This is a genomic window from Aureispira sp. CCB-QB1, from assembly GCF_000724545.1.
Taxonomy (GTDB): Bacteria; Bacteroidota; Bacteroidia; order Chitinophagales; family Saprospiraceae; genus Aureispira.
On the sequence record NZ_JHBV01000002.1, the window covers coordinates 16,388 to 31,764 of the forward strand.

General features: G+C 31.8%; 10 protein-coding genes and 1 tRNA gene. 7 read left to right on the plus strand and 4 right to left on the minus strand.

What is annotated here, in order from left to right; translation table 11 throughout:
• Positions 1-6 precede the first annotated feature (6 nt).
• Together CG11_RS00160 and CG11_RS00165 are read left to right on the plus strand one after the other, a co-directional pair.
• Positions 7-3,123, plus strand: a complete 3,117-nt coding sequence (locus CG11_RS00160) for a leucine-rich repeat domain-containing protein (protein WP_052591901.1) — start codon at positions 7-9, stop codon at positions 3,121-3,123.
• A 238-nt stretch (positions 3,124-3,361) separates the two neighbouring features.
• Positions 3,362-4,246, plus strand: coding sequence for a T9SS type A sorting domain-containing protein (locus CG11_RS00165; RefSeq protein ID WP_081909412.1), 885 nt, complete (start codon positions 3,362-3,364; stop codon positions 4,244-4,246).
• Positions 4,247-4,337: 91 nt separating this feature from the next.
• Here CG11_RS00165 and CG11_RS00170 read toward each other — a convergent pair whose 3' ends face one another.
• The 3 genes from CG11_RS00170 to CG11_RS30025 form a co-directional block, all read right to left on the minus strand.
• Positions 4,338-4,736, minus strand: coding sequence for a hypothetical protein (locus CG11_RS00170; RefSeq protein WP_052591905.1), 399 nt, complete (start codon positions 4,734-4,736; stop codon positions 4,338-4,340).
• A gap of 183 nt (positions 4,737-4,919) precedes the next feature.
• Positions 4,920-5,813, minus strand: a complete 894-nt coding sequence (locus tag CG11_RS00175; protein WP_052591907.1) for a hypothetical protein — start codon at positions 5,811-5,813, stop codon at positions 4,920-4,922.
• A gap of 578 nt (positions 5,814-6,391) precedes the next feature.
• Positions 6,392-6,452 (minus strand) — tRNA-Asp (locus tag CG11_RS30025).
• Positions 6,453-6,698: 246 nt separating this feature from the next.
• Between CG11_RS30025 and CG11_RS00180 the strand changes: the two genes are divergently transcribed.
• Together CG11_RS00180 and CG11_RS00185 are read left to right on the plus strand one after the other, a co-directional pair.
• Complete coding sequence (locus tag CG11_RS00180) at positions 6,699-7,934, plus strand: site-specific integrase (RefSeq protein WP_052591909.1); 1,236 nt, start codon at positions 6,699-6,701, stop codon at positions 7,932-7,934.
• A gap of 34 nt (positions 7,935-7,968) precedes the next feature.
• The gene (locus CG11_RS00185; RefSeq protein ID WP_052591911.1) at positions 7,969-8,268 is read left to right on the plus strand and encodes an AlpA family transcriptional regulator; all 300 of its coding nucleotides are present in this window, start codon (positions 7,969-7,971) and stop codon (positions 8,266-8,268) included.
• Positions 8,269-8,566: 298 nt separating this feature from the next.
• Here the strand turns inward: CG11_RS00185 and CG11_RS00190 are convergent, their stop codons facing one another.
• On the minus strand, positions 8,567-8,953 hold the full coding sequence (locus CG11_RS00190) for a hypothetical protein (protein WP_052591912.1): 387 nt from the start codon (positions 8,951-8,953) through the stop codon (positions 8,567-8,569).
• A gap of 326 nt (positions 8,954-9,279) precedes the next feature.
• On the opposite strand from CG11_RS00190, the gene CG11_RS00195 reads away from it, so the two are divergent.
• From CG11_RS00195 to CG11_RS00205, 3 genes are read left to right on the plus strand one after another with little or no spacing between them, the layout of a single operon-like run.
• Entirely contained in the window at positions 9,280-11,613 is a 2,334-nt protein-coding gene (locus CG11_RS00195; RefSeq protein WP_052591914.1) for a dynamin family protein, read from the plus strand.
• A gap of 45 nt (positions 11,614-11,658) precedes the next feature.
• Complete coding sequence (locus CG11_RS00200; RefSeq protein WP_052591915.1) at positions 11,659-13,614, plus strand: hypothetical protein; 1,956 nt, start codon at positions 11,659-11,661, stop codon at positions 13,612-13,614.
• Positions 13,615-13,622: 8 nt separating this feature from the next.
• Positions 13,623-15,335: a hypothetical protein gene (locus CG11_RS00205; RefSeq protein ID WP_052591917.1), complete on the plus strand. Its 1,713-nt coding sequence runs from the start codon at positions 13,623-13,625 to the stop codon at positions 15,333-15,335.
• The last annotated feature ends 42 nt before the right edge of the window (positions 15,336-15,377 follow it).

Here is a 15,377-nt window from a genome sequence, read left to right on the forward strand (position 1 = left end):
AAACGAATGAGCTTATACCGACCCAATCACTATAACACATTTCTACTTACAATTCTTCTACTTTTTGTAGTTGTTCTTTTATTAATCCCCTTACGACCTTCCGTTTGGGATAGAGATGATTTTTTAGCTGTCAATGACAGCCTAAATCAAGTGAATGGGGATACATTATTACAGAAAGATAGCTTTATTGTTACCACAACTAATGTTCAAGATACGCAGATTCGCCTCATTCACAATATAGACAGCGGAACAATAGATACTAACTTTGTCGTGCAAACCACAGAGATCAAGGATACTACTCAAATTACTATATTAACCACTCCCCCCACTGCTCCCACAGTAAACAAAGCAATTACAACCGATTTACCATCACTAGGCAGTCTAATTGTAGGCTTGCTCTTGTTTCTTATGTTAACGTGGTTGTTTGGCAAATGGCTTATTAATCGCTGGAAAAAACGCTATTGGTTGGAGTACAATGCCCCCTTGCAACCCTTAGCAACACTTGGTAATTCTGATTCTAGTATCAATATTGACTGGTCTAGTTTGCCTTTAAAAACAACGTCAAGCACTCCAACAGCTGCTTCAACAACAAAGGAGGTACCGCAAGATACCGTAACAATAGATCCTCCCACAATTGAATCTCAAACAGTTAATAATGAACTACCTATCACCAGTTCTGATGACACCCCTACCCTAGAACTAGCCGTTTCTGATGCTACTAATAAAGAAGTGACCGCTACTCCCAAAGCCTCAAAAGATAAAAATCCATCTTGGTTCAGACTCTTTATAATAGAATTCTTTGGTCGGCTACCTCGTATTTTATTTGAAATCGGGCGAGGAATCACTTCTATCTTTAGCTTTTTTTCTACAGGAAATCAAAAAAGAAAACCTTTAGATTTAAAATGGCAGGATGGGGTTTCGGTTTTTATGATTCTATTCTTTTTACTATGTAAATGGGTTATTTTTCCGTATCAACCTACTAGTCCAGCAGCCAATATTATCATTGGTTTGCTTGTTTGGGCTTCTCCTGCCTTGCTTCGGCTACATTGGGGCTGGGGTGTTTTGGGAATTGTTCTAATTTTCGGAGAAATTATTGGCTTAATAGTTTATATCGTCCTACAAGCACTCAAAGATTTAGAACCAAGCAATGGAGACTCCACGATTTACTGGATTATTGCCGCTGCATTGCTTGGACTCTCATTCTTATATTGGGCAAACAAAAAAGGTTTCTTCGCTAAAATAGCAACGATTAAAAGCTCTAGTTGGGCAGGTTTTCTGTTTATGACAATTGGTAGTCTATTTATCTTTCTTCCGTACATCCAACACCCTTTAGGAGCATTTCAAGGTTCTATACAATGGGGGGATGTGATCGCTCAACTAATTGGACTCTATGTTCTCTATGAAATTGGAGCAGCAGTGCTATCTGTCAAGACCCAACAACAACCTTCTGATGCTTCCAACTCGATTGCACCGCAACCTATTCAAGAACACCAAGTAGACGATAAGCAATCAAATGATTTAACTAAAAAACTTTCTACCTCACTTTCTCACGAAGAGTTAAAAAAGTTATTTAACACCAAAAACTGGTATAAAAAAACAGCTCTAGATCAACTAGAAATGATTAGTTTGCCCAATCGACAACTGGATGAGCAAAGCGAGTTTGTCGTTCTATACTTGCCTGATTGTATTAATCTTCGTCAACTCTACTTATCCAACAATAATTTTAAGGAAATTCCTTACGAGATTAGCGAATTAGATCAATTAGAGGTTTTGAATTTATCTTATAATAATATTCACACGATTTTTCCAGACATTGCCTACCTAACCCATCTTAAAGTTCTATTTTTAGCTAATAATAATATTTCTAAAATCCCAAATGAATTAGGGGCATTAAAGCAATTGACTCAGTTGGATTTAACAGGCAATCCATTAACAAAAGATGCCATCACTGCTCTACAAGAATTACTTCCCAATACTACTCTAAAATTTGATACCATCAAAACAGACTCACCTCCTTCTAAAAAAGAAGTTGCAGTAGTATCAAAGGAAGATAAAAACCTAGAGAAAAAAGTCCGAAAAATTTTACACAAAGAATTAAAAACACCTCAACAGGTTTATGCCTTATCTAGTTTAATGAATCAGGGATTATCAGATTTGCCACTTTCTGTTTTACGAAATTTTCCCAATTTAAAAAGCCTATACCTCAACAGTAATCAATTCACTCAAATTCCCGAAGCAATATACCAACTGCCTTCACTCTCAACTATAAGTTTTAGTTATAATCAACTAGATGCTATCCCAGATAGAATTATTGAATTACAAAACATACAAGAATTAGATTTTTCAGGCAATCCTATTCAGTCTTATTCTACTAATATTGTTCAGTTGCCTCATTTAAAGAAGCTAGCTTTAGGCAACCTTGGCTTAACTACCTTCCCTGCTTTTTTACTAAAAATGCAACAGTTGGAATCCTTGGATTTAACGGGCAACCATATCCTCCGACTGCCCGAAAACTTGTATAAACTAGGCAACCTAAAAGAACTTCGACTTAATTTCTCTGGTTTGAATATAATCCCTAATGAAATTTTCACACTAAAAAACCTACGTTCTCTAGATTGGACAGGCAATGGTTTAGAAACCATTCCCCCTGAGATTGCTCAATTGACAAAGTTAAACAAACTAATTCTTAGTTTTAATCAAAATTTAAAGAGTTCCGCAGATATTTTGCAGTCACTCCCCCCCGACTTAAAAGAATTCTATATCAGCGGATTACAAAAAGACTCTATAAACTCAATCATTAACAATATTGGTCTATTAAAAAATTTACAAACCTTGTGGTTAAGTTACAATGAGTTAAAAGAAGTGCCCAACTCGCTATTTGATCTAAAAGAAATGAGAAGGTTAAGTTTGGCTTGTAACCAACTAAATACATTGCCAGAACAAATAGGCAGTCTCTCTAACTTGGAATATTTGTATTTAGACGACAATCAATTAACATCCTTGCCTACAAGCATTAAAAAACTAAAAAAGCTACGCTATCTAAATTTAAAAGATAATCCTATTGACATACAACAAAAGAGATCATTACAACATTCCTTGCCCAATGTAAAAATTTACTTTTAGCTGTTGTTCCCTCTTTTAAAGCCACTATTAGAATACTTAACAATAACACAAACAAGAGTAACAATACTGATAGTCTTCCTCAGATAACAACTATTATTCATTAAAAATCAACAACTTAACAGCAAAGTAATATTTTTTTTATCTTTTTTTTTTTGATAAATGCCTTTCCCTGTATTTTGAATATTATTTTAAAATGCTTTTTTTAGTAGAGTATTTTTTAATATAATAATGCCACGCTATGAAAACTCTAACAATAATAACTTTATTAATGGTTTTATGCTGTTCCCAATCAGCTTTTTCACAACAACAATTAGATAGCACTTCAACATGGAAAATTCTAAGAAATGGGCATAATTCTCTTGGAGCATACAAAGAATATATCACAATTAGTATTGATGGAGATACAACAATTCAATCTAAAGTTTACTACAAACTTTATCAACATGGAATAGATTCTACCAATAACTGGACAGGAGGTACGACTACAAGCTTAGTTCCTAAAAGTTTTTATGGCTTGATTCGAGAAGATAATAACAAGTTTTATAGTTACCAACTCTCTGGGCAAGAATCCTTGTTATATGACTTCACGAAGTTGGTTGGAGACACTATAACCCATTATTGTACTGATACTGTTGCTTTTATTGACACTGTCTTTTTAGGTACAACTCCTTTAAGAAGATGGAATTTTCCAACTTATTCTGACATGAATTCATACATTGAAGGCATCGGAGCTGTTTCTGAGCCAATAGGTGGTCTTTGCCAGCTTGTTGGAGGCAGTACTCGTTTGCTTTGCTATGAAAAACAAGGAGAGCAATTAATCGTTACTCCTGGTTATTCTTGCTCTGTGTTCAATACGACTTCCAAAGTTCAAGAAGAAAATAGTCTTGTAAAAGTTCAAATATACCCTAATCCGAGTTCTGAAAAAATTTCGATTCGCATCAACGCTCTCAATCAAAATGATTTCGATATACAACTTTATCACACTAATGGAGTATTATTAAAAAGTCAGTATTTAAACGGGCAATTCATCGAATTAAATTTAAGCGACTACTCTAGAGGAATCTACTGGTTAAAGATCCAATCTCCTCAACAAACACTCACCTATAAATTAATCAAAATCTAACCATTAGAACAATTGATTTAACTGCTCACTTTTTTTAGAAGTGAGCAGTTATAATTTGATGCGCAAAATTCTTCTAAAATTTCTACAACTACTATGCACCTTCTGCACTTGGATAGACTCCATTTTCAATCCAATCAATAGCTTTTTCTTCCCAATCAGGTGTTTCCGAAGCATTGATGAATATTTTGGTATTAATAACACCAGTTTTAGTGCATATGCGTTTGGATTGCATGTCTGTAATTACCGAATTAGTAATTGTGGCAGAGCGACTAATTCTAGGTTTAAATTTCTTTTGAGTAGCCATTAATATTTCTTGGCTTTTGGCTGGCATAGCGGTCATTTCTATCATATCAATGAGCATACCAAAAGAGGGAGGCAGTTCGTCTAATAAAGTCAACATTTCGCTTTGCCATGCTTTCATTTCCGTTTCTCTTAAAAAACCTGCGAATGTTAACTTTACGCCATAATCTTTTTGTTCTACGTTGTACATATATGAATCTTTTAAACTTAGGGACTAAAAAAGAACATTATCATTATACTTCCGACACATAGGACGTTGTACGATAAGTATCAAATGCTTATCAATTTAACACTTTTTTATTTTTTTTCAAAAAAAACTGCTGTGTATGTGTCTTAAAATTCAATAAACGAGTCCCTAATTTGCACTTATAGATTAACTTTTAGCACTTTCTTTTTCTTTTAACATAGTCCAAAACCTAGTATTTTGAATCTGTTTTTTAAATTTTGCAGCATTAAACTTTTTATCTGAAGATCCCAATCTATAGGAGTTGCCATAAAGAATAAACATTCCGATTTTTGCTTTTGTCTGTTTACCATTCTTCTCAATAAAAGCTCTTTCTGTTTTTACCTTTTGCAAAGCTTCATTAAAAGCCTCTTTAAAGCTATCAAAGCCATATACTTCATCAATTAAGTCCAATGCTCTTTGGCTAATTCTAGAATAAAAATCAACACTCGTAAAGCCTCCCCAATCAGGTTTCCTAAAAAATACATCTACGTCAATAGCCTTGTTTACCAAAACCCAGATCGCTTTTTCTTTTTGGTTATTCTCCAAATAAAACTCTGCTTTCCACATAGCAATAGAAACCGCCCTTTTCTCAAAAGAAGTTGCACTGAAAGTTTCATAAGGATACTTGGTTTCTGCCCAAAGCAGATAATTTAAACCTTCCTCATATTTCTTTTCCTTGGATAAAATTCGAGCCATTTGCATACAAGCATTATGATGATAGTTCGCATAGGGTTCCATAATTCCTGTTCCTGGATCAAAATTATTTAAATCCTTTTCTAAAATTTTTGTAATCCATAATTTGGCATTTTCAAAGTCTTCAAGTTGCTCATAAACCAAAGGGATATTATGTAAACTATTCTTATAACAAGACGAAGTATCTGAAAATGTATGAACAATCTGCAACCAATAGCTTAACGAAGAATCTATTTCTTCATCGTTATAAAGTGCAATACTACGGCTAAAGAGAGAATCGCACTCAGTATTTTGTGCAAATGACAAAAAAGAAAGACAGCATAAGATAACACTTAGGATAGTTTTCATGGATTTAGATTTAACGCTACTCCGTTGAAAAATCGTATTAGTTTACTGTATGAGTGCTTCGCAGTTAATTATCAGTAAGATGAATCACTGTTAACCTTTATACTAAAATACTAATAATCAAACTAATGCAAGATGTTTTTTTATGTTTTTTATAGAAAAACTAAAAAACTAAGCTTGCGCCCTCATGACCAGAGGGAATAATCAACGGAGTATTAATTTAACATTACTCCGTTGAAAAATCGTATTAGTTTATTACATGGTATTTCTATGCCCCAAACGAGCGCAGCAAATAATAATCAACGGAGTATTAATTTTAAATAGTTTTTACTAGGATACTTTACAAAGTAAGCTAGCGATCTCATAGGCATAGCAAACTACAGTAATAATATAATAACGAAAAATAATACCAAAAGATACCACCTCAAAAGGTAAAATTTTGATGCTAATTTTTTATTGCTTTAGTATCGAACCTAACAGACTTCTTTTAGCTGTAAAAAGACAACGTATATTGCTTATTGGAAGATTTTTATCATAACATAAAAAAAGCGCTTCAATAAGATTATTGAAGCGCTTTGCGGTCTGGACGGGACTCGAACCCGCGACCCCCTGCGTGACAGGCAGACATACTCATAGTGCATTTGAAGTTTTTAGAGTGCAAGTTAGTTTTTAAACCAGTGATTATCAAGCACTTTAACAAAACCAAAGTGTAACTTAGGTCAAGTTAGTCCTCTTCGTACTTCAACTATACTTCAACCAACTTCATGCAAAATAAAGTTCAAAAAAGCAATTTTTAAAGGAATTTTAACACTTAATTTCTTGTTTATATATATGAAGGGCTTAATGAAAGGCTTAGTATTATTTTTTTAACAATAAAAACAAATTTGGATGACATCAACAGCGAACATTGTATTAAACATTCACAAAAAATTAAAAGATGGAACACATTCTGTATCACTAGAAATTATCAAAAATGGCAAAAGACTTACTCTAAAAGCATTAAAGGTTAAATGCACTCAAAAGGAATGGAATCAGAGAAAGAACCTATTAAAGGTAGATACGAACCATACCAAAACAACGTACAGAAACTTTGAAAAAGCCAATCGCTATTTAAAGGAAGTAAAAGAAAGAGCAGAAGCAATTCTACTTGATTTCCATACAAATAAGACTGATTTCACAAAAGAAATGTTCCTAAAAGCTTTTTTAGGTAAATCAGATACAAATGATAAGGTATTTGACTTTTTTGAGGAGATAATAAATGAAAAAAAAGAAGGAAAACAAAGCTTTAGAACTCTTGTTGACACAAAGAATGCTTTATTTAAGTTTCATCCATACAAGAGCTTAACTTTCACTCAACTTGACTATAAATTTCTTGCAAAATTTGAGGCTCATCTACGCAGTAGAGGAAATATTGGTGGTGGTATAAGTGTAAGAATGAGAAGCATTCGTTCAATATTCAATGAGGCAATAAGAAGAAATATTGCTTTATCAAAAGATTATCCTTTTGACACATATAAAATATCTAATTTAAAAGAAGAAAAACCAAAAGTTAGATTATCACTTGAGGAAATGAAGAGCTTTGCATCCTTCAATGCAAAAGAACATCCGAAACTAGAAGTTTTTCACAAGCTATTCCTATTTAGCTATTACGCAAGAGGTATGAACTTCATTGACATGATGTTATTGCGTTGGGAAGACATTAGTGGTGAACGCATTTATTACAAAAGGTCTAAAACAGGAAAACACTTTGATATTCATATCAACACAAAGCTACAAGAGCTATTGAATTTCTTCAAAGAAAATTATCCAATAGAAACTGGATACATTTTCCCAATTTTATTAAAAAAGGGGCTATCTAATAAACAAATCGAGTATAGAAGAAAAAAAGTATTGACACAATACAATGCTGGACTAAAAAAAATAGCTAATGCAGTAGGAATTAAAAAGAGTCTATCAAGTAATGTAGCTCGTCACTCTTTCAGTTCAAACTTACAAATTAATGGATACAATGCAGAGACAATTAAGGAAGCTCTTGGACATAAAAGCGTAAAATACACAAGAGTATATTTAGACAACTTCCCTAAAAGTCAAATTGATGACATGGCTAACTCTTTAGCCGTATAACTATTATTTTTTTTTAACAAATAAAAACATTTTAATGAATGAAGAAATATTTGAATTAAAATCACTCTTACAAGAATTAAATCAGAAGTTTGAACTAATTCAAACAAATCAAAGCATTAACGAAACTTATATCAGAGGATATAAGGAACTGGCTACATTTTTAAATATTTCCGAATCAAAGGCTAAACAATTGGCTAAGGAAGGAAACTTTTTAAAATATAATTTATCACAAAGGCTCGTTTTCTTTAATAAAGCTCAAATATTCAACTGGATTGAGTCAAAAAAAGAACAAAGCTACGAAGAATACCTAGCTCAGATGGAAGCTACCTATTAAACGCCTATCCCTTCAAACCTCAATGTGACAATTGAGATTCTAATATTATAGTGAGGAATTGCTATGATATTAGCGACCAAAATAAATAGCTTATAAAAGCTTTGATTTAACTTTAAGTTTTCTCATTCATAGAAAATTATTTGCAACTCATACATAAATACGATAAAAGACACGCACTTTTGAATTTAAAAGTTGCAGTTGAAAACATCAATTAACCATTTGGTTAAAAAAAATAACACTTGAGTCATCAAACATAGCATATTTCACACGCACTTTTGGAGGATTTCCCTCCAAAATCCTAGTCTAAATCATTAATTATAACCATCAACTCTCTAGTTGTCAATTTTGATAAAACTGAAAAAGTTAATGGAATAGCTTGAGTCAAGTTTTCATGTAGGTATCTGAAACATGATTGATGTTCAATGAAATTTTCTTCCCCTTTTATATACAAGTGAAAAAGCCCTAAGCCATCTTTGCAAGTGTCCTCACCAAATAGCTTAAACTCATAGTTTCTTAACCCTCTCCCATTGTTTTCTTTGTTAGGAATTGCAATAATGACACTCATCTTCAATTGGGTTATTTTGAAAAGAATCCTAGTTATTAATAACCAATCAGTTTGGCTGATTTCTGAATCAATCAACCCCTCATAAACGCATGACTCATAATCTTGATATATGTTCTTCATTCTTGATTTTATTTTGAATATACCATAAGAATGAAAAAAGTAAATTTCCAATAAATTATTTCCCTTTCAAGAGCCTTCAAACAAGGAATAATTGTTATTTCATATTAACATATTGAGCAATTATTGTTATATTAATACTCTTGACAGCCATATTGGCAGATATATTAACTTTGGCATAACAAATGTTAATTATATCTCTTCATAAGACATTAACAGACAGGCAACAAATTCTATCATTCAACTTCCTATATTTCGCATCAGAATACGTTTTGCTGGTGTGTATATGGGTCTTTATTACGTTTATCAAATGTTAATTGCTTAGAAAAATGGCTAAATTAAAAAAGAATGAACCTCTTCCATTAAGACCATCATCACATATCAAAGAAGATGACTCCAAGAGCATTTTCATGGATGCTATTACCCCTTGGATGTTTCAAGGAGCTACAAATAGAGAATATGGCATAGATGGTTTTGTAGAAATAACCCAAGCTCCAAGCTATTCCGAAGACCAAATAGTAACAGGAAAAAGGTTTTCCATTCAACTAAAGTCTTCAAAATCAAGTAAATTTAGAAAAGATTTTTTTTCGCTCTCCATTGATGTTCAAAAAATTAATTATTGGCGAAACTCAATAGAACCAATAATGTTAGTTTATGTTGACCTAAATTCTGAGGTCTGTTATTATCGATGGATTGATGACAATTTAGTACAAGAGCTAAATAATAAAAACCCAAACTGGATAGCTCAACAGACTATAAGCATCCGTTTCGTAAAGAATAAAACCATCAATGCAAAATCACTAATTGATATTCAGAAATATGTTCACGCGTGGAAACGTCCTTCAAAAACTGTACTAAATGCAGGCAGTTATTTTAAGTATAGCAATGAAGCAACTTTGCTAATAAATTCTCTTTCTGATTCTGTAAAAGAACATAAGGTAAATTTTCTTTCTCAACAGCTTGACGAACTTATCAAAACAACGAAACAATCAATATATACAATTGCAGTTGTCGGACCGAATAAAGCAGGCAAGAGTACTCTTATAAACACTCTTATACAAAAAGATATTTCTCCTATTGGACGACTTCCAACCACAGGAATTCCAATTACAATTTTCCCAAGTAGCGAGAACAAGGCAATCGTAACTTTCAAAAATGACAAAAAAATTGAAGGAAAAGCTAACTCTATCTTTCTACGAGAATACACAACAAAAGATGAAAACCCTGATAATGAAAAAAATGTCAAAATTGTTTCTGTTCAAGTAGTAAACCCTGTACTTGAACGTGGGCTTGCAATTTGTGATGTCCCAGGATTAGACGACCCCGATGAAGAAATAAGGAAAATAACTAAAACAGCTTTATTCAATGTAAATGCAATTGTTTATTTGATAAGTGCTGGTTCTTATGCTAGTGGAGACTTTTCAATAAACAATCAAATCATCAAAGACTTAAGCAGTTTAAGTGGTAGAATGGATAGAATTTTTCTTGTTTTTAATAAAATAGATGCTTTGTCTTCTAATGAATTAGTTGAATTAAAAGAGTATGTGAGTAGGACTCTTAAACGTCATAATGTACTAGATTATTTAGCTTCTGACCCAATTTATATTAGTGCCAAGCTCTCATATGAATGTCGTCTTGAAAATCAAAGAGATAGTAAAAACGATAGCGTAAAAGAATTAGAAAGCCAAATATGGGAGTATCTATTGAGTAATAACAAAACAGGGCTTCATAATATTCTTGGGAGTTTTGCAGATTGCTTGAAACTCATTGAACAAATGCGAACTATAATTAACGCAAGAATGGTCAGTTCAGACAAGAGAGAACATCTTGAAAAAGAGATTCATATCATTTCATCCGAAATTAAGGGAGTCAATAAGCTTGTCAGAAAAAAACAGAAACAAATCTACCTTACACTTGAGGAGTTTTTAATAAATTCCTTGAATGGATTATTAGATTATCTATACAAAGACCTAAGTTCCTATCCTCTTCATAAGCCAATCCCTCAAAATAAAGATATTACAAAGTGGCTTGAAGACAATGCTTTTAAAACGATTTCAGATACATATAGATATTTAGATGAGTATATCTATGACTTACAATCAACTATCAACAGTTGGATTTCTAAAAAACTAAAACAAGTAGAGATAGGAATTGAATCTCCTGAAAACATAATATCAACTCAAATGCCTGAGATAACACGCTTTACTAACCTAATAAGTGTCCATTATTATGACAAAAAAAAGGGATATTTAGGAATATTAGAATCATTTTTTGGAGGAGTTGCAACTACCATAGAGAGTGTTTTTACTGCTATTGGGAATATTTTTACGTCTGAAGAAAAAAAACGAAAACAACAGATTAATAACATTCTGAAGAACTCAAAACGTAGTTTTGATAATATTGCTAAGGATTGCTTATTAAACCTAAACAAGCATTTATTGAGCAAGTGTAATTTCATGGAAGAAAAATCTTTAGATAGAGCTAGAGTGTATTTAGGGGAACTATCAGAGCAGTTAAAAGATTTGGATAAACCAATTTCTAAATCCGAAAAGAAGAACTACAATTGCTTCATAGAAAAAGTCTCAAAACTAGAATTAGAAATCCAAAGTAATTTATCCAATTTAAAGGATTACACTAATTGGATTGATGATGATATAAATTAGAAGCTAGATATTCCAATAATAACTCAAAACAAATAAGCAAACAAAATGGATATACCCTTAATAGAATATGAAGAGGCAAAAGAAGACTTGAAAAAACAGAAAGACTTAGGTGATTTGATAAGTAATGCTTTAAAACTGGGGATTAATCAAAAAAAATTCACCTTTTCAAAAACACAAGTGGAGTCGAAGTATAAAAAATTGATTGACTCAAAACTATTGCAATTTAACGATAGAGCTAATCATTACACCTTTGATTTTGAATCGCCTCTAATCTATATCAAATCTATAGAATATGCTAATAATTTATTAAAAAGGAATCCATCTAATAATCCATATGATGCTATAACTTTTGCTAATGAATTTCTTGATGAGATAAAGAAACCACGCACTAATTATAATTGGTTCACAACAACTTTTAGTAGAAATATTAGGTTTTACATGTTATTAGAATGTGAAAATTATTTTATTAATAATTTTGACGAACTTAAAAACTTGCTTACAAAGGAACAAGAACATCGTTCCTCTGCATTTGATGTAAAACTATATATTGATGATGTTGTTCCCTATTACAACTTGACTACAGAACAATTTTGGGAATTATCTAATTCTATTTCTTTAACAAATGATAAAGACCGTTACATTGCCAATAATATTATAACGACTGTTGCAGGAAGGTCACAAGAACGAGCAAAAGAATTTCTTAAAATTATTAAAAAAGGGAGTAATGATTCAGAATATAAAGTTCCTGTAATCATAAAGTTATCAAAATTTGACTACAACACTGCATTACAAGAAAGTCTGAAGTTGTTAAACAATAGACAATCAGAATCTCTAGGGCTGCAATGTATTTGTAGACTTTATTATCCTAGCACAAAAGAACTCTTATATGTATATAACCTTATAAAAGACCATACTTCACAAGAAATCGAATACATTGTAGAATTGCCAATGGCTTATAGTAATTTCATGGAACATGATTTCACAACTAGAGAATTAAGAGATAATGTCATAAATGAATTTAAAACGCTGATTATACACGATGACACGAGAGTTGTTAATGCAGCGATTTATTGGATTTCAAGTATCACTGAGTACGAAGAGGAAAGGATTGATTTTCTATTTCAGTTAGTTCAAAGAGATATTCCTGTTGATTTCCGAATGTATTTTAGAAAATTTTCAGACCCTTCTTATTTATTTCGATTTGTCCAAGGATATTATCTCGCCCTAAAACTTAGTGCCAATATAAAGCTATTTAAGCCTGCTTTTGATTCTTTAGAATCAAAACACCCTCAGAAGTTCTATAAAAATCTAACTGAGTTGATTTCAAACGACATTGGATTGATAAGAAAAGCTGGGCTTGATTTAATTACTTCTAAAACCTCAGGAGCATATAACCTAGACCTCTTAATATTAGATGAAAAAAGGCAGGTTATCGTCATTGATGCATTACTTTCAGTGCCTTTTCAAATTGAGAAGACACTACCTATAGTTCTTCAACTAAGGAATAGTCAATTCCAAATTGTAAGAGATTTTTTATATCAAAATCTAAAACAGTTAATATTTGCATATCAAGGGGTAATTATTGAATTACTTGAATCTAGTCTTGACAAGACAGTTCCAAGTGATTTAGATTTACTTTCAAAAATTCAAAGAGTTTGGACTAAGTACAAAAAAATCCTAAAAACAAAGAAGGGGTTATTAGAGCTTAATCCATTTATAAATCAGAAACGATATGCTGAAATGTACTACAGAGAGGAAAGAGAGTTCAATACAGAAAAAACTGAAGAAGCTCGAAAGAATAGCACTATGATACAAATGGGGTTAGTCAATGAAATATCTGTTATTAGAGGTTGTGCTTTCAAAAGTGAAGGTAGTAATAGGATAACTAAACTCACGACTATAGAACAAATAACATATAGAGATAAAAGGTATTTCATAAACCCATCTGTTTATGAAGCCACATACAGAACTCAAATTTTGTTCAAAAATTACAAACCCTAACTTTTCAAATGAAACAAATAATAGTAAGAGAATATTTAGAATCATTGAAAGAAGATGGAGAATTAGACCTTATTTTTCCATTATTATTAGAAACCTTAGATTTCCAAATAGTCACAAGAGCTAAAGAATATAAAGGACATAAGCAATATGGAAAAGATATTATTGCCTACGGAACAGACCCTTATGATAATATAAAAAAACGTTTCTATTTTGAGTTAAAAGGAGGGAGAGCACGTCATATTAATGCTAAGAATTATGCAGGAGACGATGGAATAAGAATGTCCCTTGTTGAAGCTATTGACAGGGATTTTTCTGATAATTCTATTGAAGGGTTCAATGAACTTCCAATAAAAATAGTAATAGTCCACAATGGCATTCTTCAGCCTGACGTTAGTGAAACTTTTGATGGGTTTATAAAAAAGAATTTTCCTAACGGAGAATCCCACTTTGCTAGATGGGGAATTTCTACATTAACTAAATTATTCTCAGAGTATTTATTTAATGAATATTTACTGACTAATGAAGAGAATATTAGGCTTTTCAAGCGTATGTTGGTTTTTATGGATGTCCCTGAAAATAGCCAAAGAGATTTTTATATTCTAGTCAATAATCTTATTTCGAATACTAAGGTAGGCAAACTTAATAAAAACAATTTTCCTGTACACCTAACAAGATTTTTTGAAACTTTAAAATTGATAGGGTTAATAACACATCAATATTCTAAAGAAGCTAACAATTTAGAAATAAGCAAAAACTGTGTTACATTTTTAGTTCTACAAACATGGTATTGGATTCTTTCGAAAAAGATAGAATCGGATAATAGAATAATCTCAAAGTTTAAAGAACTTATGCATTTGCACAAAGTTATATTAGATGAATATTTTGCAAAAATGTTACCAATAGCTATCTCAGAGTATGGTTTGTATTCTGAAAGTGGTGGAAGATATGAGCAAATAGGCTTTCCAATAAGATGTATGGATTTTGTTAAATACCTCATTTATTGGTTCTCTAGCATGACAGAAGAAGAGAAACAAGAATCTAACTCCGTTGAAACTTTAACAACTATTATTAATAACAATGATGGATGTTATCGCCCTTTGCTTGACAATCATTCTATATCTGTATTTCTTATTATTCAATTTTATATTGAGAATGGAGATACAAAAAATGCAAGAGTATATTTAATAAAAGTGTTTGACCAAATTCTTCTCAACCAAAAATATAGCAAGATTTTTCCTGATGGGAATAATAATCCTGAATCGCTAATTAGGCTTATTATCAAAGGAGAAAAAAGTATTTATTATGAAGACACAGGGTCAATGTTAGTTGGTATGTTGTTTGAATTTTTAGCTCTCTTCGATATGAAAGAGGAGTATGATGCATTAAAAGGCAAATTTGCTGATATTGAACTTTCTACATACATCCCTTTCACAGATAAAATGCTTACCCAGTACCTTCCTGAATTAAAAGAATCACATGAAGAGACCCTTTTTAAGCGAGAGATGTATAGAGAGGGCTTCCAGTCAGAAATTCGCTTAGAAGCAGAATTTGAAAGCTTTAAACATAAGACTTTTAAGAAGGATGAATATTCAATAAGCTATAAAACAAAAAAATTAGGTTTTGGTAAATTAATAGACTTAGCACATATACACTATAATACGCCTTTTTTCCCTAAAAAGTGGAGAGGGTTAATGGGGGGGAATCCAACCAAAGCCCTTTAAATGCTTGTTCAATTCTACTAGTCTTTCTCAGTTAAAATTAAA

Excerpts from the sequence above, each read along its gene's own strand:
- CG11_RS00175 (WP_052591907.1), bottom strand. The coding sequence starts at position 5,813 with ATGAAAACTATCCTAAGTGTTATCTTATGCTGTCTTTCTTTTTTGTCA.
- CG11_RS00170 (WP_052591905.1), bottom strand. The coding sequence starts at position 4,736 with ATGTACAACGTAGAACAAAAAGATTATGGCGTAAAGTTAACATTCGCA.
- CG11_RS00205 (WP_052591917.1), top strand. The coding sequence starts at position 13,623 with ATGAAACAAATAATAGTAAGAGAATATTTAGAATCATTGAAAGAAGAT.
- CG11_RS00160 (WP_052591901.1), top strand. The coding sequence starts at position 7 with ATGAGCTTATACCGACCCAATCACTATAACACATTTCTACTTACAATT.
- CG11_RS00200 (WP_052591915.1), top strand. The coding sequence starts at position 11,659 with ATGGATATACCCTTAATAGAATATGAAGAGGCAAAAGAAGACTTGAAA.
- CG11_RS00195 (WP_052591914.1), top strand. The coding sequence starts at position 9,280 with ATGGCTAAATTAAAAAAGAATGAACCTCTTCCATTAAGACCATCATCA.
- CG11_RS00180 (WP_052591909.1), top strand. The coding sequence starts at position 6,699 with ATGACATCAACAGCGAACATTGTATTAAACATTCACAAAAAATTAAAA.
- CG11_RS00165 (WP_081909412.1), top strand. The coding sequence starts at position 3,362 with ATGAAAACTCTAACAATAATAACTTTATTAATGGTTTTATGCTGTTCC.
- CG11_RS00190 (WP_052591912.1), bottom strand. The coding sequence starts at position 8,953 with ATGAAGAACATATATCAAGATTATGAGTCATGCGTTTATGAGGGGTTG.
- CG11_RS00185 (WP_052591911.1), top strand. The coding sequence starts at position 7,969 with ATGAATGAAGAAATATTTGAATTAAAATCACTCTTACAAGAATTAAAT.